Genomic DNA, 22,436 nt, shown 5'->3' on the forward strand with positions numbered 1-22,436 from the left:
CAAACATGTGGAACCACCTCTTTACAATGTTTGAATTTTTTAACCGTTCTTCTTGCCAATTTAATGTCATGCTGACTGCCATTCGATATATCTAGCCCTATGATTTGTTTGCTGTTCGGATGATAGATCACTTGTGCTTTTAGCGTATGTTTCTTCTTTTTACCACTGTAGAACTTACTCTGATTTTTTTTTCGGACGTTCTATTGAACATTCTGTCGCATCAATAATGACCCAGTTAAACTGTTCGTCTGCTGTGGTAATGCTTCGTTTTGGCAGAGTAAACCGTCTTGATTTCATCAATGCATCTTCAACCTTTTTAATGGTTCGATTCACATTACTTTCAGCGATATGGTAATTTGCAGCCAACTCCAATTGAGTGCTGTAATTCCGTAAGTAATTGAGTGTTAATAATAATTGATCCTCTATAGCTAAAGTATGAGGACGCCCAGATTTCTTTTTAAGTGATTCTACTTCTTTTAAAACTTCGATCATTTCACTAAAAACTGGTCGAGGTACACCAACCAAGCGCTGGAATTCAGAATCTGAAAAACGATTTAATTTCTGATATCTCATGAAATTTAGATTGAGGTGGTTTTTACTTTCGCAAGAGGTCTAGTGGTTTTTGAAATTTAGATGCACAATATATGGAATTTTTAGCCATTGTCTGACTGTTAACGAATATACGAATATTTACTTGATTTTTTTATATAATCACCAAGTAAATATGCAAACGGCTTTTGATTTCAATGAAAAATTTGGCGCACCTAAAAAATTGTTGTGCAAAAATTTTAATAAAATCCAAATCAGTATACACCCTGATTTTTCTGGAATTTATCTTTGCTATCAAGAGGCTTTCAAAGCTTTAAAAACAGATCTAGGTATCTTGAATCCACGTCCCGAAATTCACGTCTGGAAAGATACTAATCTATCCGGTTATACCATCGCCAGTAATATCCAATGGTTCCTATACTGGACTCAGAATGCACCCAAAGAAATTAATCTAATTATCCATTCTCTTCCCAAAGATAACAAAAAAATCGAACTATTAAAAAATGTGGCTAGTTCCGAATTTCTAAAATTTCTATCATCTACTTATTATGATCTTAATCGATTAAATCCCAAAAGGTTACATAACTTAATAAATGAATACATTTCTGCCGAGGCTATTTACAAGTTAAACAAAGAAAATTCTTTCAAACCTCACCGTACTATGAGCTTAGACCTGCTAGCAAAACGACTCTCATACACACGATATCAGCTGAATTATCGCAATAAAGTTATAAACCGAAAAAGACAAAGTGTGCTTGATCAACTAGAACAAACTAGTGAAGTTGTACAACAGCTTTTAAATAATGCGGACTTCGTTCTCACGCCAGATCAGCTATGGAAAGCATAATGTCAGAATCCAACCCAACCCATCAAAATATTGCTGATATTCCAGGGGTATCATTAAAACAGACATTGGAAAAACTCTTTGGTGATGAGCAGCTCCAACGTACCGAACATATTCAATATGTTGCTGATTTACTGACTTCGCACCCAACTGATCAATGTCTGGAAGGACTGAATCTCGATCTATTAGATTTTGATCTAGAAACCAATTCTGTTGTTGCTAGACCAGCTGCATTGGTCTCCTCTCGAAAACATACTGTTAGCGCAACACCAGTTACTTGGTATGTGAACTCAATTGCACAATTAGCAGAGTCGGAAGAAAACGCTTTAATCTGGAATATCCTGGTCTTAAAAGCAGCAATCTATTTAATTGCCCTTCCAGACATTAAACCTGAGCTTTTTAAAGAAGACTACACTGAACATTTCAATACTGTAAAACGCTTATTTCAACGCTTCCGTGTGGCCAATAGGGTTCTGAATCCCGATAAAGAATATCAAAATACACGCGAATACATGATCCTTTGGGAAAAGCATCTTAAAGATCCTACGCTTTCGTTAACTGAATTTGTTCAATATTTAAGTAATTTCAATACAGATCCATCCAATGATTTTGAAAAAAATCTACTGAATAATCTACGCATTACATTTACTTATATTTTAAACAATAAGGCCAAAATTGCCAAAGCGAGCATCGAGACTCAACTTCAACATGATTTTTTAGATGAAGATCAGCTGATTGTAGAAAGTTCAGAAATTAAAAAAGGTCAAAAGTCTAAAGCTCTTAATATAGAAGAACAATTAGATGACCAAGATACACGTCAAATACTTGTAGACCCAACCATCGTTACCCCCCTTGCTGCATATTCAGAATCCGGCCAAAGCTATGTGCTGCCTCTGGTTGCCAAACATATTCAACGGAAAGAACATTTGCTGCCATACAGCAGCCTCTTTCCTAATACCACAAGCATAAGTGCCCTAATTACTGAACTATATAAAAATTACATTGTTGAGGTTAAAGAAGACTCTAAAGACAAGGATAAAGAAATCAAAAAAAAGAAGGCATCCTTGATCCTGATGCTGTCATTTCTGACAGGAAATAAAATCCAGGAGTGGCTCCGTCTACAAAGTAAACGTGCTAAAAATTTAAATGCTCGCCAACAGATCAAGCAAAGCAATGGACAATATTATCTGAGAAGTAAATTTTCAATTTTTGAAAATAAGGATTTTGCTTATCCAGAGGGCTTGCTCAACCAAACAGTTCATCTGGACATCCCGATCCCGAATTCATTTATTGAATCTCTGCGAGACGGTGACCCCGTTAAGGAAGAGGACCTTCAGCAACATTTGAAACAGCTGAGAGCCAAATTTTATATTCCAAAATTATCACTAATAAGAATTGGCTCTCTTTTACATCAGACTATTTTGCAACGCACTGGAAATAAACAGCTTGCTGACCTTCTCACTGGTATTGATGCCAATAAGTCTTCTTCTACTTCTTATTGTCATCAAAATATCCTGACTTTACAGACTGAATATGTCTTAATTTTAAAAGAGCTGTGTGAGTCGCTATCCGATGAATACCAGAATATTGAATATGCTGCAGAAAAAAACTTTGGAAGCCGCAAAGCACCTACTTCAAATGTGATTCAAAATATCTTTGCCACTCTCAAATTCAGAATAATTTCACAAAAAGAAGATGACTGGATAGCAATTTTTAATCACTACAATATCTGGATGTGGCATTTTTTATTGCTTTTTACTGCTGCGCGACCCGTCGCTGAGTTTCCTGGTTTTTTAAAAAGCTTTAACCTGAAAAGAAAAATTTTGATGGTTTCTGATAAAGAGGTGGGTGGGCGTCAAGGCTATGGACGTTTGATTCCACTGTGTCATTTTGTTGTACAAGAACTCCTGAAATTCATAGATTTTCTACATTATTTTAAAACTCAAATTACTCCTATTCAGCCAGAAATTTCAAATAATATTCAGCAGATTCTAGAGAGCAAGCTCCCACTGTTAAATATCTTTCAGGATGGTCAATGGCAACCTTTGAGACCTTCGACTGTAGAAGACTTTCATCCAGAGTTAGGTTTGGAACATGAAAACTGGCACCGGCATACAGCCCGTGCGTTTCTCAGCCATAAAATTAGCGAAATTGAAATTTTAGCTTTATTCGGTCATGAGCCGATGCAGCAAGAAGCTGCGCATCCTTATTCCAGCTTATCTATTTCACAATATTCAAGCATTGCTCATGTTCTTGAACAAATAAAAGATTATTTTAATATTACCGGTATTGAACTCGATGTCCTCATCCAATAAACGAACTAAGCAAGCTCGACCACTATATGCAGAAAATCGTAGAAAACAAATTCGTCTTGAGAAAGAGAAATCTCCTCGATCGGATGTAGAAAAGGAATTAATTCAATATTTCCAAGAAATAGAACTAGAACAAAAAGAACATCTTGAATCCTTCTATCCAGCAATTTATGAGTTTATTAAACGTAAAGCTTCAAGCTTGGCCTGGAAAAAATATGCGCATGAATTTTTTCGATCGTATATTAAAAAAATCAATCTAAATAGGAGCGAGCCCCTGCCCCTACCAAATCTGACATTTGAGATGCAGCGTGATCAGCCGGTTTTTACCATGGACTGGATCGAGAAGGGACAGCAGGTTGATGAAGTTCTTGATAAGCTTTGGGACTACTGGATTCTAGCAAAAGATAGCAAGACATTTTCTGATGATGAAATCATTGGAAATATTGTTATTTCTGCCATGCTTTATTCCGGCTTAAATCAAAAAGCGTCTTTAGAAGCTTTGCTTGAACACTTAAAAGATCCGGCAAAAATCAGAAAGATCGAAGATCTGAACATTATATTTTTAGAACCGCTCTCTCCCTCTTATGGAGATCTATTTATTGATGAAAAAACCATTCGTAAATCGCGTAATTTTATTCCTGATCAAATCACCCGCTTATGGTTAATTCATTTTAATAGCAGAAATATTCGTACAGTAAACCAGAATGTAGAAGATTATCTACAGCTTATTTTTAATAAGATTAAGTTACCATTTAATCTTAAAACTTATAAATTATTACGCGACTACGCCAACTTTAACTGGATGCAACTCCCGAAAGTTGACATTGATCCTGCTCTCTCACAATGTCTTATAGAAAATACTGCAACCTGTGGCTTATCAGAAATAGAATTTGAAAGATTTCTTCATCCAAAATTTAAATATCAGCAGGACACTCTTACTGATTCAGATGTAGAAAAATCACCATCTATTGTGGGTCAATCCTACTCTAATGATGACATTCAGCAAGCCTTGGATGATGTTATAAAGATTCACAAAGACCTTTTACAACTGATTCGTACACCACAAACTGATCAAAGCGTCGATGCATTAATCATTAAATATTGCATTGAAAATACTAATAAATTTAATGAGTATAGTAAACGTGTCGCCTTATGGCTCATCAGCCTTTATAAACCAGAATTAGAACAGATTCAGCAACTGGCTGAAAATTTTAATTTTTGCGCTAACCAATTTCAAAAATCGTTTCAGCAGAATAGACCATTAGCAGATAGTTCGATTTACACTTATTACTCCCGGATTGCCGAGCCTTGGCTAACACATTCTTTACAATATCTAGATAGCGAAGATGATCTGAATACGAATCTGGCAAATATCTACACACAAATTATTACGAACACCCGTCTCGCAGATGAAGCAGGCCAACCTGAATTTAAAAAATCCAGAGGTCAAACCAGCAGGATGTTGAAGCGCTTCCATAGCTTTCAACGAACAGTTTTCGAAGCTGAATCTCTCGAATTAGAATCACTCGCCATACAAAATAGGCCTAGAGCCCGTATTATTGGCCCTTTGACTTATCAAGCTTTCATGAACAAATTAGATACCTTATTTTCAGGTGCTAATAGTCAAGAAAACACTTATAAGACATTAAAAATCATCTATATCTTAGCTTACCGTACCGGTATGCGTATTAATGAAATTCTAGGCTTACGTGTGCGGGATATTGAGGGCTTGAGCTGTCTATCAGTATGGATTCAGCCCTACGGCTCAAAAAAGAAAGGAAACTTACATCAACTTAAAACAGATAGTGCTGAACGCAAAGTTCCTGTGTATTGCTTATTAAAAACCGATGAATATCAACTATTTCATAATCATGTAGTCGAGCAACGTTTACTCAATCAGCAAAACTTATACTTATTCCGTAATTGGAATGAAAATAGCAAGCTGAACAAACATACGGTGACAACACCTTTTAGAATGATTATGAACGAGCTTTTTAAAACTCATGATTATTCTTTTCACTCATTTCGACACACGGCTGCCAATCACTTATCCGTTCTGCTCAACTGCGATTACGCTCCCCTAGTCAAGAATCTGACGGATTATACTGAAGAACAATATCAGTCCATTCGGACAGAGTTACTCCGTCATACACATGGTCAAAATCATTGGTTTATGATTGCCCATTTACTGGGTCACATTGACCCTACAGAAACTTTTAAAAGTTATATTCATCTAAGCTACCTGATTGCTGGGCATAAAATACTGAAATATCACCCAGACATCGATACTCAACTGGCAAAAAAGATGATGGGCTACCTACCTTCTTTCAAATTTTTAAACACAGTAAAAGATTCTGCTCCATTCAATTTCGAAAAGCATGCTGGTCATTTAAGTCAGCAGTTACTCAACGATCAAACTGACTGGTTAAAAAGTAACGTAGAAGACATTCTAGATGAGGTTTCATTTAACTCAAAGCATCATGATTTTTTTAAATATTTCGCGGGAACAAAAGAATCCAAAGTTTCATTTGCATGGTTTTTTAAGTGCCTAAATTTACTGGAAATTCATCATGAACCAGATCGGGTATCACAAGAAATGAGTTTACCTGTCGAACTGGTTAACTACTGGTATGAAAATGCCAAACAACTGGGCCAACTCAAGTCTCAAAAAAACAACCCAAGGTTATTTGATCTCAACAACACAAATCATCTGGATAAACCTTTGAAACCCTCGATGATAGATACCGTTGAAGAGCGCAAAGCAAGGAACTATTTCTTTGAAAATATTCAAAATATCTTTGAAAAAAAGCCAGATCAAATAAAAGCGGTGCTTGAGACATTTTTAAGTCGTGTTACAGTTTCGCATACCGGCATTCATTATCGCTGGAATAAAATTGATCAATTGGAATCATTTTATTGCAAGGTAAAAGACCTGTTTCCCCATCAATTTTGGCATTTGCTTGGACAAGACTTGGTACAATTGCTAGATAAAAAGAAACAACCTTTATTACTGAAGCTGGCTAAATCGAGCACAACAGAGCATCCTACGACTCAAGAAGATTATGTTCGTCTCCAGCTTTACTCGACAAAAGATGCCAAAGCACTGGCCGCATTTAAATTTTGCTTACATCTAGCATGTATCGGCAGACCTCGATCTCTTGAACTTAAAGCTGAAGGTCTAAAAATAACCACATGCTGTTAAATAATTTAACCGTTGCTTCCTTATCTAAAGCCAAATTTAATATATCTTCAGTAAAAATTGGATGTCTGAGAAACGATAATCAAATAGTATAAACTCTAGGTATCAGCAACGTCTGAAACTGAGATCAGTCATGCATAAAACGTCAGAAAAAATTGCAAAACAAAAAAAGGTATTAACTAAAGCTGTTTTATCATCTGCAAAACAACTTGGTTTGACACTGGACCAGCTTGCTATCGTTATCAATTTAGATTCAGTGGAAACTTTAAATTCGCTTCAGTTAGATCCCGATTCAAGTCAAGGAGAACTCGCAATTATTTTAATTCGTATTGCGATATCACTAGATGCTCTAACAGGTGGAGAGGCTAAATGGATGCAGCATTTTATGAAGTCACCAAATAAGCTAACCAAAGGCATTCCGATAAAACAGATTCAGACTACTCAGGGATTAGCTACTGTATTAAACGTAGTCGAAGGACTTCGGCTTCAGGGTAAATATTAAGAATATATAAAGCTTCATTACACAGAAAATTAAAAGTCATAATTTTGTCTAATAATTCAAATTCAAGGTATAAGAAGTTTCTCTTCTCAAGAGGTATACAACTGCCTCATTATTGAGAACTACCATACATATATGGATTCTATTAACCTAATTTGAGGCTAAATTGAATCTTATAAGTTCAATTTAGCTATTCAAGAATCATTATAAAAGTTTGCTATATAGCGAATATTAACCATAATTAGTTAAAAGTTTGCTATATGGCTAACAAATTTCGGGAGAAAAAAATGGCTACACGAGGTGAAATAGGTAAAGAAATACGTTTGGCAAGAAAAGGGTTAGGCTATACACAGAAAAGCCTTGCAGAAAAAACTCAAGTCAATAAAACAACAATTTCAGAGATGGAAAATGGCCATTTTACAGGTTCATTTGACATATTTGAACGTGTGCTTGATGGTGTTGGTTTACAATTCGAAGTGAATAAAAAAAAGCATAAATTGCCGCAGTGGGATGAAATTGAAGAAATATTTTCAGAATATGATGAATAAATTGTGAATCGGTACCGAATAAGGTATCAGAAAAGGCAAAGCCCTGCCCATCGACCTCATTGCTCCAGACCACTTGTGCCAGATATTCCAGATTGACCTGATGGCAAATTCCGGTTCCTGGCGGCACCACGCGAAACTGATTGAGCGCCGCCTGCCCCCAACGTAGAAACTGGTAGCGCTCGCCATTGCGTTGCATCTCAATGGCGATATTCTAGTCAAAAGCTTGCGGGCTAGCAAAGTAATCGACCATCACCCAGTGATCGATGACTAAATCCACCGGTGACAACGGATTAATTTTTTCCGGATCACCACCGGCTTTGGCCACTGCTGCACGCATTGCAGCAAGATCAACCACTGCAGGAACACCGGTAAAATCCTGCATCAGGACCCGTGCCGGACGATACTGGATTTCCTGTTCTGAAGTTCGATCGTTAAGCCATCCTGCCAAGGCATGAATATGCTCGGTTTTCACCGTGAGCTGATCTTCAAAACGTAGTAAATTTTCCAGCAAGACTTTTAAAGATTTTGGTAGTTGGGACAGGTCACCTAACTGCACTTGCAATTTAGACAGGTTGAAAATCTGATAGTGTTCTGAACCGACGGTTAATGTTTCTAAAGTATTAAAACTATTGATATTACTATACTTAGCCGTCTAGTTTCCCTCCGGCTTGATATGCTATTTTTATGATCACAGTCAACCATTCCTTTACTTACTGTATGCTAACTGCACGGCGGGTTTGTTATTATTTATTATCAGATTGCGCTAGGTAGTTAAATGCAGAGCTGCCAGGAAATTTTGCCAGAGAGTTGCCAACAGTTCAGATCTGGCTGCCAATTACGTAAGGAGATTAAGGTAAATTGAACCGCGTATTTTAACTGTATTTTCAGAGTGATTTCAGATCACTACGTAGCTAGGGCTTTTACAGATCGAAATGATAAAGTCATAAATTGCTTTTCAAAAAAAAGAAACTAATATGTTTCTTACAGGACCTAAAAGCAATAAATGTATCTACAATGAATAAGTCTTTACTTCAGCAAATCAAAAAAAGACGAACCCAATTGGGCTTAAAGCAAGTTGATATGCAATCCCGTACAGGCATTTCAAGACAGCAGTACCAAAAACTGGAAAGTCAGGGCAACCCTCGATTAGAGACCTTAGAAATTATAGCGGCAGGATTAAATGCTCAACTGATGCTCATTCCTGATGATAAGGTTCATTTGATCAGACAATTATTGAATGATGAAATTAAAGTCACTATTGAAGATCAGGATGACTTAATGACTAACCCATGGAAGGGTCTTCTCGGAGGAGAGGAACCATGAATACTGTTGCCGTCCTGAAATTAACATTACATCACGGTATCGTTGGATACTTGGCAGGATTTCAGAGCGGAAAAAATATTCTGGTTTTTACAGATTCCTTCCGCTCTGATCAGCAACGCCCGACCTTGAGCCTGCTGACTTCCCCCTTGTATCCTCAAGTGGATAGGATTTTAGAAAAGACCTATGTTACACATCAGCGTTTACATCCCTTGCTATCAAACTTGCTACCAGAAGGTGCATTACGCGAACTGATTGCACAAAGCCTCAAAGTACATATAGACAATGAATTTCAGTTATTGGCAGCTTTAGGTCATGATTTACCTGGAGCACTCATTGCGACTCCATTAGATCCAGAAGAAATTCCAGATGAAATAAAATTCAAACTGCAGATCTCTAATCCAGATCAGATCTTAAAACAGGAGATCCGAACAGATAATAAGTTTTCCTTGGCCGGCGTCCAAATGAAGTTTTCCATGAAAGCCAAAGATGGGCGTTTTACACTAGTCCAGGCAACGGAATCGTCTCTACACGGGGACTGGATTGTCAAAACTCCTTCTTCCAGACATGCTTTTGTTCCGCTAAATGAATATCCTATGATGAGCCTTGCCAAAATGGTCGGAATAGATGTCTCTGAGATTCGCTTGGTGGATATGGCACTCTTACAAAACCTTCCACCATTAAATTTACCCCAAGAGCAATATGCTTTTGCAATCAAAAGATTTGATAGACAGAGTACTGCTGATACTACAGAGCTTATTCACATCGAAGACTTTGCTCAGATCTTCGGTGCATATCCACAGCAGAAATACAGCACCACAAATTATGAGCAGATAGGAAAGATCATTTATCAATTTTCATATAACAAAATTCTTGATATTCAGCAAGTTGCCAGCCACTTACTTGTCAACATTTTGCTCGCCAATGGAGATGCACACTTAAAAAACTGGAGTATGATTTATCAGGACAAAAGAACACCAAGATTATCTCCCGCATACGATATATTGATGACTAGTGTATATATTGAAAATGAGCTTCATTTCGCATTGAATCTTGCCAAAAATAAAGATTGGTATTTAGCTGAGATGAAACACTTTGAACAATGGGCTGAAAAAGTCGGTGTTCCATGGCGTGTTATTGAAAAACAACTTCACGCGATCATGGACAAAGCACGGTCAGTATGGCAAGTGCTATTACTAGACTTACCTATGTTTTCTGTTCATAAAGAAAAATTAAGAGAACATTGGAAAAAATTGCATCCAGACTTTCAGATACTTACAGATGATTAGAGGAAACCTGTAACCAAGCTAAAATTTCTCAAACAATTTCATCACATCATTTTCCGTCAGTTTCACTTCTCCCTCATGATCTGTGCTTAGAATAGACTGTGCCAGTTCTGCTTTATTCTGCTGCAAGGCAATAATTTTTTCTTCTATGCTTTTATTGGTAATCAGCTTATACACAAATACCGGCTTGTCCTGTCCAATCCGCCATGCACGATCTGAAGCTTGATCTTCAGCAGCAGGGTTCCACCATGGATCATAGTGAATGACCGTATCTGCGGCAGTTAGATTCAGACCAACCCCTCCTGCTTTCAGACTGATTAAAAATACCGGCACTTGTCCAGACTGAAATGCTGTAATGACTTCATCTCGCTTTTTGGTCTTTCCAGTCAGCTTCACATAGCCAATTTCTGCGTGATGGAGCTGTTGTTCAATCAGTTCCAACATTGAGGTAAACTGAGAGAAAATAAGAATTTTTCGTCCCTCTTCCACCATTGGAACAACCATATCCATCAACTGTTCAAGTTTGGCAGAATACGCCTGCCCGGTTTTAACTGAATCCAGTTTCAGCAAGCTAGGATGACAACAGACCTGACGCAGCTTCAGCAAGGCATCTAAAATTTGGATTTGACTACGCTTAAAGCCTTTTTCTGCCACAATTTTCTGAATATTTGCCTGCATCGTGGCGCGAACAGCCTCGTATAGCTTGGATTGCTGCTCATTCATGTCAATATTGACTTCAATCGTGGTTTTTTCAGGCAATTCCTTGGCAACGTCAGTTTTCAAGCGACGTAAAATAAAGGGTTTAATGCGGTTTACCAACTTTTGCCTTAACTGCTGATCACCGCGTTTTTCAATAGGATAGCGGTACTTTTTATTAAAGATTTCTTGTGAATATAAAAATCCTGGCATTAGAAAATAAAATAGTGCCCACAGCTCACCCAAATGATTTTCCATAGGTGTACCAGTTAGACATAGACGATGTCGCGCTGTTAATTGCCGTACTACCTGTGCAGCTTTGGCACGCGGATTTTTAATATTCTGCGCTTCATCCAGAATGAGTTGATGATATTCATATTGCTTCAGTTGCTCTTCATCTCTCGCCAAGAGCGGGTAGGTGGTTAACACAATATCATAGTGTGAAATCTGCTCAAAATACTGATGGCGGTCGGGGCCTTGTAGCAGCAGTACCTTGAGCTCAGGGGTAAATTTTTCCGCTTCTTTGAACCAGTTATGCATCAGCGATGTGGGTGCAACAATTAAGGCGGGTCTGTCCTGCAAATGACCAGCCTGCTTTTCCATGAGTAAGTGGGCTAAAGTTTGTGCTGTTTTACCCAAACCCATATCATCCGCCAGAATCCCGCCATGCTGGGTTTCCCTTAAAAACTGTAACCAGCCTAGGCCCTGCTGCTGGTATGGACGTAATTCCCCCTGAAAACCTTGTGGTGTCGGCAGTTGTTGCTGATAGCCTTGTTTGAATTTCTGCGCAAATTGCTGCAGGCGATTACTGACCTGCCACACCATCCCCAGATGATGTTGTAATTCTAATAGTTGACTCGCATCATAGCGATCTATGCTACGCTCTTCTTGCTGTAAAATGCTCTGCAGATGCAACAATACCGGCTTAATGTCCTTTGCGGATAAAGCCAAATCTGGTTGATCCGCTGCAGTTTTCAGGGTGAAAATGTGACTGTCATTCAGATGACCAAAAATCCGTGGATCAAGTAAATCAGGCTGTTCTTTCACCAAAGCCACAAGTGCATCGAGTAAATCATAGCTATTGCCTGCACTGTCCTGAACGGTCGCCCCGATATTGAACCAGTCTTGTTGGCTTTCAGATTCAGTGATGGAAATATTTAAATTTTCAACATATTGCAGCTTAAATGGGCTGTGTTCCAGATGCTCTATCTGCCATCCAATCAATTCAATTTGATTGATGGGCATCAGCTGTTTGATCCAGTCTCCATAGAACGCAAAAACCATAGAATCAAGACGTTGTTTATCCAGTTTTAATTGCTGGTAATAATTAAGATCTTTCACCCACTTCAGTGATTCGACCAATAGCTGTAAACGCTGGATTGACTGTTGTTCCTGAACTAAGTTCCGAAGCTGTCGCACCATTTTGCCATGCTGCTCACCAATAAAACTGTCACCTGATGTACCTGCTTTTATTCGTCCGCCTACATAGGAGAATTCAATTTCGGCACAAACAGACTCTTCCCATTTCCAATCAAATTTATCTAAAACACCGAAGCGTAAAATTGGCTGGGGACTTCCCTCAAGGACATCAATATGCTGAATAGACTCGGGCTGAGGTAGATTTTTCACGTCTGAATATTGATGAGTCAGTTTCTCAAACTCTGGCAAGAGCATAGATGGAAGATCAGGCATCTGTAAAAAATGGTACAGAAGATTTGCCGTATATTCACCATATAACTGGCCCACCGTGTTCTGTTGAATATCCACATAACACGGTGGCTGGCTCGCGAGAATCTGAATATGTGGATTTAATTTCAAATCGAGTCGAATATCACCATTGACCAATTCAATGTTTAAATGCTCTGTCTGTTGTTTAGCCCCTTGTTCCCATCTAAATTCGATGTTGTAGCCTTGTTCTGACCATTGAAGTGCAGTATGGCTCTTTTTTTGCCAGTACACATCGCCACTTTGAATAAAAGATTTGAAATGCTCCAATAAAATGCTGGAGATATCGAGATTGCTTTGATAAAAGCGTTCGTCACTGTTTATTTTGGCATAATAATAAATCTGGTTAAATAATTGTCGTTTTTGTTCAGGTAAAGTCAGATGCTTTCTGGTGATATTTTCATATTGGGTATAATAACTTTCCCCCGCAATTGAGCCATTTTTATTGCGTCTGGCCTTCTGAACATCAACTGTCAATTTCTTTAAGCTGACAGACTGATCTAGCAGGTAAATTAAATAATTGTTTGTTTTGACAGATTGCTCTGGTTCAGTCTGTTGTAAATACCGTTTAAAATCATTCAACCAGCGCTGCGCCTGATCATCCCCCCGTTGGCGTTTTGCGATTCCCTGCGGGGATTGAGAGTCAGCATAACGCTGCTGAAATTCCTGACGATATTCTTGAAAGAATAACCGCGCTAAAGCAGCAGCATGTTTACAGTTATATCCAACCGGACAAGTGCAATCGTCATCGATTAAACGGTCTTTTTGGGGATTATAGGTAATTGCAGTATCGTAATAATCTGTCCCTTCAATTTGGGCATACATCGTAACCCCGTCTTTGTCCTCAAAGAATTCAATCGTTTCCCTATCAATGTGTTTAGCATAGCTCAGACTGCGCTGAAGAGTTGCAGTACTAAAGCGAGATAGAAAATTGATCAATGAGGACATAATTACCAGAAACCAAAAATGTTTATACAATTATAACGGACAAAGCTGTCATTTCAGAACAGTAGTGCTCGCCAACGTATCAAAAGGAAATAAATCCATGCTCAAAAACTTAATGTTTACTACAATGGATGGGGTGAATATTGGCTTTGGGGTACATTGGTCTCCTCAACCGCAATCACAGGTCGGCCATTAATCGCCTTTGAATACAGTGCAGAAGCGATCAGTAGAGGTTTAGAACTTTCCTGCACATCAAATGGATATCATGGGTGAGGCACTGAATATTCCTCGACAAGCTCTTGTGAAACTTGGTACTCAGGAAGCGGAACTTTGTGTCCAAGAAGTTGATGAAATTATTGGCTCGATTTGTAAGGTTGCAATCCGGTTCAGCAATATCGCTCATGACCTACTACCTGGACAAATTCAAGCAGAGACTCTCCAACTGATCCAAATTGGATTGAGCATAATATTCATTTATTGCACTAAATAGCTTTCACAAAGCTTCTATGAAGGGCTTATTCTAACCGTTGTTTTATCACGGCATAAGCTACACCAGTCACCACACTTCCAATCGCAATCGCCAATAAATATTTTAATGGATAATTCATCGCATTCGGAATGATCAGCACCATTACACCGCCATGCGGAGTGACTAGTTCACATTTAAATAATGCAACCAAAGCCCCAGTTACAGCACCACCTGCGATCGCGCATGGAAGCACTCGAATCGGGTCTTTGGCAGCAAACGGAATAGCACCTTCCGAAATGAAACATAGGCCCAGAACTACAGCAGCCTTCCCTGCATCTTGCTCAGGTTTGGTAAATTTATACTTTGCCAGAAAAGTTGCAATTGCCATACCCAATGGCGGTACCATACCCGCAGCCATGGTAATCGCCATCGGTCCGTATGTTTGTGACGTAAGTAAGCCCACCGTAAAGGCATAAGCCGCTTTATTTATTGGCCCTCCAACATCAATACACATCATACTCCCAAGGATAATCCCCATGATCATGGCATTGGTCGTCCCCATATTGGCAAGGAAGTGTGTGAGTAATTCAAACAATTGTGCAACAGGCTGTCCAACCACATAAATCATGATTAAACCAACAGCTAAACTGGCCAATAGTGGAATAATCAATATTGGTTTTAATGCTTCTAAGCTACTTGGGAGTTTAAGCTGCTTCGATAAAAATAACGCAATATAACCTGCAATAAAACCTGCAACTAATCCACCGAGAAAGCCTGCCTCTAATTGTGTGGCAAGTAAACCGCCAATCAAACCTGGAGTTAAACCCGGACGATCCGCAATAGAATAAGCAATGTAACCTGCCAGCATAGGTACCATAAGAGTAAATGCTGCAGCACCTATTTGCTTTAAGGATGCGGCAAAGCTTCCTTCAACAGGATTGAGGCCAAACATAAACGAGATGGCAATGATCAAACCGCCCGCCACCACCATCGGCAGCATGAAAGATACCCCTGTTAAAAGGTGTTTATAAATTCCAGTTTTTTCTTTGTTTTCATTTTCTGTCTTAGTGGCTGTTTGCTTACCCGTTTCAAGCACTTTGGCCTCAGCAATTGCATTTGCAAAAGTCTTATCCGTTTGCTTAAGGGCAAATCCTGTACTGCAGCGATATACACGTTTGCCTACAAAGCGATCTGTATTGACCTCAATATCCGTTGCTAAGATCACCACATCTGCTTTGGCAATACTTTCTGCCGATAAAATATTTTTAGCCCCAACCGATCCTTGGGTTTCAACATCAATCTGATAACCGTGCTTTACTGCACCCTGTTGTAAGGCTTCGGCCGCCATAAACGTATGCGCAACACCAGTTGGACATGCTGTAATGGCGACAAACCGTGTAATCCCTACATTGGCTGCAGTAGTTTCATCTAAAGCATCTGAATGCTCAAGAACTTGTTGCAAAAGCATGATCGCATCGTGTTGTGCGTTATTCAAACCAATGACTTTCACAACCTTGTCACGCAGTTGATCCGCATCTACCGACTTCTGTCCAACAAAAACAACTGTATCAATAACATTTGATAAATCGAGATGCTCGACTGATGTCGCCACATCATTGGAAATACCAAGTGCTGTCGCTGCTTTGGAGAGTTTTTTGGCCAAAATCACTGCATTAATCGGCTGCTCGGGACTATGTGGCACAAATAAAATATGTTTTATCTCTTGCATCGTATTAACTCAATGATTGGACTGAGATTTGCGATTTCAAATCTTCAATAACAGCAAAGTCTGGAAGGGCAAACCCAATTTGGGTCACAGCGTTGCTCGCAATTGCGGTTGCTGTTTTCAATGTTTCTTCTGGGGAAGTTGAACTCAACAAGCCATGAATCATACCTGCCAGCAAGGAATCTCCCGCACCCACCGTACTTTGGACGGTGACTTTCGGTGCAGTAGCATGCAGGGGTTGCGTGCGGTGAAGCCAGTTCACTCCGTTTTCACCCATCGAGACCACAATATGTTCGATCTGACTATTTAAACTGGCAAAAAGATGCTGCTGTTCTGCAAACGTTTCTGCTGGCAAATGGTAGGTTTCCGTCAACTCATCTGTATTAGGCTTAATCAACCAAGGATGGGCAGCAATTGCTGCTTTCAACGCAACACCACTGGTATCTACTGCGACTTTTTTACCAGCAGACTGTAACCATAGAATCAGTGTCGAAAGCTCTTCTGCAGAAAACCCTTGTGGCAAACTGCCAGCAATCACAATCACATCAACTTCTAAAATCAGTTGAGATAAACGTTCACATAGTTGTTGTTTTGCTGAGGTATCTACAAAAAAGCCCTTGCCATTGATGTCAGTCATCTGACCAGAAGCTTCTGCAACTTTAATGTTTTGTCGTGTTTCACCTGCAACATAAATAAATTGGTTATCAAATTGCTCTTGCTGGATATGATGGTCAAAAATTTGACGGTTGTCTTGCCCCAAAAAGCCACTCACAATCAGTTCATGTCCCAAATCCTTAAGGACCTGTGCCACGTTTAAGCCTTTACCTGCTGCATGGCTTTGGGCCGTTAACTGACGATTGACCTCGCCAACTTTTAGTTGATCCAATTGCACGGTGAGGTCAATTGCAGGATTCAGAGTAATGCTTAATATCTTAGCCATTCGTAATTACTCCACCAATGCACGTACGGCAGTTGCACTGTCACAACTTAAGGCTTGCTGAGCGACCTGTTGGCAATTTATATAGTTCAAACCACGAATTTGCGCCTTCACCAATGGAATACTGGTACTCGACATACTCAACTCATCCACGCCCAAGCCTATCAATACAGGCACAGCTTTTGGATCAGCAGCCAATTCACCACAAATGCCCACCCATTTACCATGCTGATGTGCTGCCCGAACAGTTTGATCAATCAATAACAAAATACTCGGATGTAAACCATCAGCTTCAGCAGACAACAGTGGATGACCACGGTCAATCGCCAGAGTATATTGAGTCAAGTCATTGGTTCCAATACTAAAAAAATCAACTTCTTGAGCAAGAATTGGAGCCAACAATGCTGCCGCAGGAACCTCAATCATAATACCGACTTGTAAGTTTTCACATGGATGCTGTATGCGAACCTCATCCAAAATTGCTTTTGCCGCTCGCCATTCTTCAACCCGCCCAATCATCGGAAACATAATTCTTAATGGGCGATTATCTGCTGCTTTAAGTAAAGCAACCAATTGCTGACGTAACAACTCTGGCTTACGTAAAGTCAGACGAATACCACGTAAGCCCAAGAATGGATTTTCTTCCTTTTCAATAGGCAAATACGGCAAAGGTTTGTCCCCGCCCACATCAAGTGTACGTACCACTAATGGACGATCCGCCAAAGCATCTAACACCACCCGATAATCGGCTTCCTGTGTAGCCTCATCAGGCGCACTGCTGTGTGACATAAAGACCAATTCTGTGCGTAGCAAACCAATTGCTTCTGCCCCATCGGCCACAGCCTGTATCGTAGCGCCCACTTTGCCAATATTGGCTGCGATTTCAACTTGATGTTGATCCAGTGTGATGGCAGGTTCTAAACAATGCTGTTCCGCTTGTTCTCGCAACTCACGCTGGCGTTGGCGCTCTGCAATGGCATGATCAATCTGATTTTGCTCGGGTGAGACCACATACTCACCACTATCCCCATTAATTAGCACTGTGGCATGGTTCTCAATATTTAAAACAGCTACACCCGCACCTACGACTGCTGGAATAGCCAGAGCACGTGCCACAATAGCACTATGGGCACTCGCTCCACCAACCGCGGTCAAAATGCCTGCAACACGATCTTTATTCAGACGCGCTACATCACTCGGGCCAACATCATGCATAATTAAGATATAAGGTTGCTCGGGTTCTGTGACATCGGCCACACCGCACAAAGCAGCCAAAACACGCTCACCAATATCCCTTAAATCAGCCGCACGCTCTGCCAGTAAACGATCGCTAAGTGCAGCCTGTGCGGTAGCAGCCACTTCAATATGATCATGCCAAGCTGCTGCAGCAGACAACCCTTGCTTTAAACCGCGTTGTACACTTTGGAGGAGGTCTGGATCATCCAGCATTTCCAAATGTGCCATGAATATCTGCTTAATGGCAGTAGATTCAGTATGTGCAATGAATTGACGTAAGTTATTTTTCACCTGATGAAGTGCAATTTCAAGCTTTTCATTCTCAGCTTTAAAACTCTGTCCGCGACGTTCATAACTAAATTCATGTGGCTTCACCACATGTGCAGGACCAAAAGCAAGGCCAGTTGATGCCGCAATACCGCAGCTACCCGTATCGCCATGTGATTCAAAAGGCATTAATTCCAAATTATTTACGACTGGGGCACTACTGCTATGCTGATGAGATACAAGGTCAACAGCTTCAACTTCTTCTCCTAAACCTTGTTGAACTGCATCAATAATCTGTTCTAAGCCTGCTACAGCATCGGTATCGGGTTGTGCAATAAAAGTCAGAGTTTGACCACGACGACACCCCATGGCTAATAATTTGGTTAAACTTTTTGCCGAAACGTAAGCCCCCTCATCTACAGCAACGAGAATATCCCCTGCAAATTTCTTGGTCATATTGACCAAGTGTGTCGCGGGACGTGCATGTAGACCATGAGCGTTAGCTAAGACAATACGACGAGATGGCCAATCAGGAATCAGTTCAGCACCAATTAACTGCGCCAACTGGTGACTATCTTGCTCTTGGTTGAGGGTATGAACTTGTTCAGTATCAAACAAAATATCCATTAACCGTTGAAACCGTTGCATATCCAGTTGCTCATTACTGGCAATACACACCAAAGTCTTGAGCATTTCCTGCTGATGGCTTAAAACCTGTTCCGCTTTTACCAAACTTACAGCTGGGCTCAAAACATGCTGGTTAGAAGTGATCGACCAGACCCCCTCCCCTAAATGAATCATGCTGTTTAGGTTTAAACCCGACAGAAAACCACACTCCACCATTTTTTGCTGTTTCAGCAACTGTGTTGCCTGCCAAATTAAATCTTCTACATCAAGTGCGGGAACTTGGGTGGCGATTAAATTTTCATGCAATGCCAAAGATGCGGGTTGGGCTTGTAATAATGCGATAATTTGCTCTGCAGATTGAGCCTGTTTCACTTGATCAGCGACATCATTAATTAAAGCTCGCGTCAAAATTTGTAAGACTTGCAAATGCTCATCTGATTTCGCAGCAATCACCACTGCTAAATAAATTTTATTTTCACCGTCCCAAACAACTCCTTCAGGAAAGTGTGCCAGACGAATACCAGTTTTTAAAATACATTGGCGAGACTGAGGCGTCCCATGCGGAATGGCAATTCCTTGCCCTAAATACGTTGCACTTTGTTGTTCGCGCACGGTCAACCCATGAATATAATCAGGTGTAACCAATTGGTCTTCGACTAAGATATCGACTAGACATTGCAACGCTTGTGCCTTATCAGTGGCGTGTTGTTTCATTCGAACATGTTGTATATCTAGCGCGAGCATAAAACGTCCTTGCAAAGCAGCATAGTGAGAAGCCATGCTTTTTTACTGCAGAAAAAATAAGTCGAATTCTACTCAGGATTTACACAAAAATCTGTATTTTTTGATTTTATCTTCATGATCATCATTACGACGCAATTAAGAAACGACGAGATTCTCCAGAGCTCAGTGTTGCGATAGTTGGGTTTAGTTCTAATTGAACCGCTCTATCTGATTTCAGGGGGTATATTTTACTTTTTTCATCGGATCACTACGCTTCGCTACGTCTTGAGAAGCAATGCGTCTCATCTCAGAAAGTTTGGTCTCCGACAAACCCGGTACGGTTCACCGTGCTTTAATGATATTGCTTCAATCTCTGTTGTAGAGTCATCCACCTACATGAAAATTCCTTTAGCCGCTGAGAAAATCGCTGCTGGCTTTCCATCCCCTGCCCAAGACTATGTAGATAAAACTCTAGACATGAATGAACACTTGATTAGAAATGAAGCAGCAACCTTTGTGGTGAAAGTCGCTTCACTTTCTATGCGAGATGCAGGTATTGAGATTGATGATGAACTGATTGTAGACCGAAGTATTGACGCCAAACATGAAGACATCGTGATTGCACTGATCGACAATGATTTCACTGTAAAACGCTTAATGATCGAAAATAATTATCGTTGGCTTAAAGCTGAAAATCCAGATTGCTCAGACATTCATCTGCAAGATGGCCAGGAAATGGTGATTTGGGGTGTGGTTACTTTTGTCATTAAGTCATTTAGAAATCGTTAATTTCTTTATTGGTTTCCTGCCCAATGACCATATATTCTCAGAAAATCTACGCTTTAGTAGACATTAATAATTGCTATGTGAGTTGTGAGCGCATCTTTAACCCTGGTCTAAAAGATAAACCAGTAATTGTCCTGTCTAATAATGATGGCTGCGCTGTAGCCCGCTCTCAAGAGGCCAAGGACCTAGGCATTAAGATGGGTGTTCCTCTATTTCAGATCAAGGACATCGTTGAACAGCATCAGGTCCAAGTGCTTTCTAGCAATTATGCCCTGTATGCAGAGATGTCACGCAGATTCATGAAAGTCCTGTCCGACTTTGTTTCTCCTAAAGAACAGGAGATTTACTCTATTGATGAATGTTTTCTCGATCTGACAGCCCATGCGGGAAATTACGACTTAACTGACTATACCCAGCACATTCGTCAGCGTATTTTTTCTTGGCTTGGTTTACCAGTATGTATTGGCATTGGCAGATCTAAGACAGAAGCAAAACTAGCAAACCACATTGCGAAAAAGAATGTTTATCTGAACGGTGTATGCAACCTAGTTTCAATGGATCCTTGCTCTGCTGAAGATCTGTACCAAGCTATAGAAGTGAGTGAAATCTGGGGAGTTGGCAGGAAGCACAGCCAAAAGCTCAACAGCATGGGGATACACTCAGTCATGGATTTCATTATGGCTTCGCCTCTGATGATCAGAGATCAGTTTTCTATCGTCATGCATAGGACATTACTGGAATTGCAGGGTGTTTCATGTATAGAGCTAGAGCATACGCGGGCACCAAAAAAGCAGATTGTTGCAAGCCGTTCTTTTGGACAAAGGATTTACCATATTGACGACTTAAAAGAAGCTATGAGCCTCTATGTGCAAGATGCAGTTACTCGTTTAAGAGGTGAAAATTTATTGTGTGGTTATATAATTGGCTTCGTACAATCTAACCCGTTTGACACGTATAGACCTTATTACAGCAAGTCAGCTGCAGTGACTTTACAAGAACCTACTGACAACCTGTTAGTGTTCTCTAAAATTGCTACCACGATGATTGATGACTTGTATACCAAAGATATTGCCTTTAAGAAATGTGGCGTGATCTTGACGTGCCTGGAGCCTAAAGCTTCCCATATTTATGACCTGTTCACTGACATGAAGCAAATAAGCTTAGACAATAACCTGATGGATTCACTTGAGGAAATCCATCATAAGTTTGGCAAAACCAAGCTGGCTTTAGGAGCAAGTACGTTACCGAATAGAACCTGGAACATGTCAAGAGATCGGCTAACTCAAAACTACTTCAAGTGGGATCAATTATTGAATGTGAAATAATTTGAATGATTTATTTCCTGCCAAATTTTGGCACTTACTTGGACAAGATTTGCAAAAAAGTTAGATGTTAAACAACAGCCTCAACTTTTCAAATTAGTAAAATCATCAATAGATAAATATCCATCGACTCTAGAGGATTTTCCTCGTCTGCAGCTCTATTCAGTAAAAGATGGTCATGCTCTGCAATTTTAGTTTTGCTTAGCGTGTATTGGCCGCCCACGATCTGTTCAGCTTAATGAGTTAGATGACATATCACCTGCTACCCTACATAAGCCTATGACTGTATTACACCAAGAGCGACTTTTTTAAAAAATTAACCCACTGTTCTATTTGTATTTAAATAGATATTCCTGGTTAATATTGGATTAAATATTCTTCATAGGCATGTAAATACTAGAGAGGTGGTCCCACTTGTTT

13 protein-coding genes and 4 pseudogenes are annotated in these 22,436 nt (G+C 39.9%); 11 read left to right on the plus strand and 6 right to left on the minus strand.

Going from position 1 to position 22,436, the window contains the following annotated elements:
• A pseudogene (locus B3J29_RS03635) lies at positions 1-573 on the minus strand (IS5-like element ISAba27 family transposase); the annotation flags it as partial.
• Between the two features lie 151 nt (positions 574-724).
• Here B3J29_RS03635 and B3J29_RS03640 point away from each other — a divergent pair.
• The 5 genes from B3J29_RS03640 to B3J29_RS03660 all read left to right on the plus strand — a co-directional run bounded on the left by B3J29_RS03640 (position 725) and on the right by B3J29_RS03660 (position 7,951).
• Positions 725-1,396 carry a hypothetical protein gene (locus tag B3J29_RS03640; protein ID WP_005233305.1) on the plus strand — a complete coding sequence of 224 codons (672 nt, stop codon included), beginning with the start codon at positions 725-727 and terminating at the stop codon, positions 1,394-1,396.
• On the plus strand, positions 1,396-3,708 hold the full coding sequence (locus tag B3J29_RS03645) for a hypothetical protein (protein WP_005233304.1): 2,313 nt from the start codon (positions 1,396-1,398) through the stop codon (positions 3,706-3,708). The genes B3J29_RS03640 and B3J29_RS03645 overlap by 1 nt, the downstream gene beginning before the upstream one ends.
• On the plus strand, positions 3,692-6,907 hold the full coding sequence (locus B3J29_RS03650; RefSeq protein WP_005233303.1) for a tyrosine-type recombinase/integrase: 3,216 nt from the start codon (positions 3,692-3,694) through the stop codon (positions 6,905-6,907). The genes B3J29_RS03645 and B3J29_RS03650 overlap by 17 nt, the downstream gene beginning before the upstream one ends.
• A 130-nt stretch (positions 6,908-7,037) precedes the next feature.
• Complete coding sequence (locus B3J29_RS03655; RefSeq protein WP_005233302.1) at positions 7,038-7,406, plus strand: MbcA/ParS/Xre antitoxin family protein; 369 nt, start codon at positions 7,038-7,040, stop codon at positions 7,404-7,406.
• 284 nt (positions 7,407-7,690) lie between these two features.
• Entirely contained in the window at positions 7,691-7,951 is a 261-nt protein-coding gene (locus tag B3J29_RS03660; RefSeq protein ID WP_004647603.1) for a helix-turn-helix domain-containing protein, read from the plus strand.
• Positions 7,952-7,955: 4 nt separating this feature from the next.
• On the opposite strand, the pseudogene B3J29_RS03665 reads toward B3J29_RS03660, so the two are convergent.
• A pseudogene (locus B3J29_RS03665) lies at positions 7,956-8,585 on the minus strand (aconitase family protein); the annotation flags it as partial.
• A gap of 380 nt (positions 8,586-8,965) precedes the next feature.
• On the opposite strand from B3J29_RS03665, the gene B3J29_RS03670 reads away from it, so the two are divergent.
• Both B3J29_RS03670 and B3J29_RS03675 read left to right on the plus strand, forming a co-directional pair.
• Positions 8,966-9,274 (plus strand): helix-turn-helix transcriptional regulator, encoded by a 309-nt coding sequence (locus B3J29_RS03670; protein WP_004282130.1) that lies wholly within the window; start codon positions 8,966-8,968, stop codon positions 9,272-9,274.
• On the plus strand, positions 9,271-10,560 hold the full coding sequence (locus B3J29_RS03675; protein ID WP_005233296.1) for a type II toxin-antitoxin system HipA family toxin: 1,290 nt from the start codon (positions 9,271-9,273) through the stop codon (positions 10,558-10,560). The genes B3J29_RS03670 and B3J29_RS03675 overlap by 4 nt, the downstream gene beginning before the upstream one ends.
• An 18-nt stretch (positions 10,561-10,578) precedes the next feature.
• On the opposite strand, the gene B3J29_RS03680 is transcribed toward B3J29_RS03675, so the two are convergent.
• Entirely contained in the window at positions 10,579-13,926 is a 3,348-nt protein-coding gene (locus B3J29_RS03680) for a DEAD/DEAH box helicase (protein ID WP_005233294.1), read from the minus strand.
• 247 nt (positions 13,927-14,173) lie between these two features.
• On the opposite strand from B3J29_RS03680, the pseudogene B3J29_RS03685 reads away from it, so the two are divergent.
• Positions 14,174-14,409 (plus strand): annotated as a pseudogene (locus B3J29_RS03685) (hypothetical protein); the annotation flags it as partial.
• A gap of 29 nt (positions 14,410-14,438) precedes the next feature.
• On the opposite strand, the gene B3J29_RS03690 reads toward B3J29_RS03685, so the two are convergent.
• Genes B3J29_RS03690 through ptsP form a run of 3 tightly spaced genes read right to left on the minus strand, consistent with a single transcriptional unit; the run spans position 14,439 to position 19,929 of the window.
• Positions 14,439-16,121, minus strand: a complete 1,683-nt coding sequence (locus B3J29_RS03690; RefSeq protein ID WP_004883948.1) for a fructose-specific PTS transporter subunit EIIC — start codon at positions 16,119-16,121, stop codon at positions 14,439-14,441.
• A 4-nt stretch (positions 16,122-16,125) separates the two neighbouring features.
• Positions 16,126-17,058, minus strand: coding sequence for a 1-phosphofructokinase (gene pfkB, locus B3J29_RS03695; RefSeq protein WP_004883949.1), 933 nt, complete (start codon positions 17,056-17,058; stop codon positions 16,126-16,128).
• A 6-nt stretch (positions 17,059-17,064) separates the two neighbouring features.
• Positions 17,065-19,929 carry a phosphoenolpyruvate--protein phosphotransferase gene (ptsP, locus tag B3J29_RS03700; RefSeq protein ID WP_005233291.1) on the minus strand — a complete coding sequence of 955 codons (2,865 nt, stop codon included), beginning with the start codon at positions 19,927-19,929 and terminating at the stop codon, positions 17,065-17,067.
• 264 nt (positions 19,930-20,193) lie between these two features.
• Between ptsP and B3J29_RS03705 the strand changes: the two genes are divergently transcribed.
• The 3 genes and pseudogenes from B3J29_RS03705 to B3J29_RS15400 all read left to right on the plus strand — a co-directional run.
• A complete protein-coding gene (locus B3J29_RS03705; RefSeq protein ID WP_034580556.1) occupies positions 20,194-20,697 on the plus strand; it encodes a LexA family protein in 504 nt (167 codons plus the stop codon).
• A gap of 23 nt (positions 20,698-20,720) precedes the next feature.
• Positions 20,721-22,019, plus strand: a complete 1,299-nt coding sequence (locus B3J29_RS03710) for a Y-family DNA polymerase (protein ID WP_005108359.1) — start codon at positions 20,721-20,723, stop codon at positions 22,017-22,019.
• A 10-nt stretch (positions 22,020-22,029) separates the two neighbouring features.
• Positions 22,030-22,328 (plus strand): annotated as a pseudogene (locus B3J29_RS15400) (hypothetical protein); the annotation flags it as partial.
• Positions 22,329-22,436: the final 108 nt, after the last annotated feature.

Origin of the sequence: Acinetobacter sp. UBA5984, assembly GCF_002429925.1 — a bacterium.
Lineage (GTDB): Bacteria > Pseudomonadota > Gammaproteobacteria > Pseudomonadales > Moraxellaceae > Acinetobacter > Acinetobacter variabilis.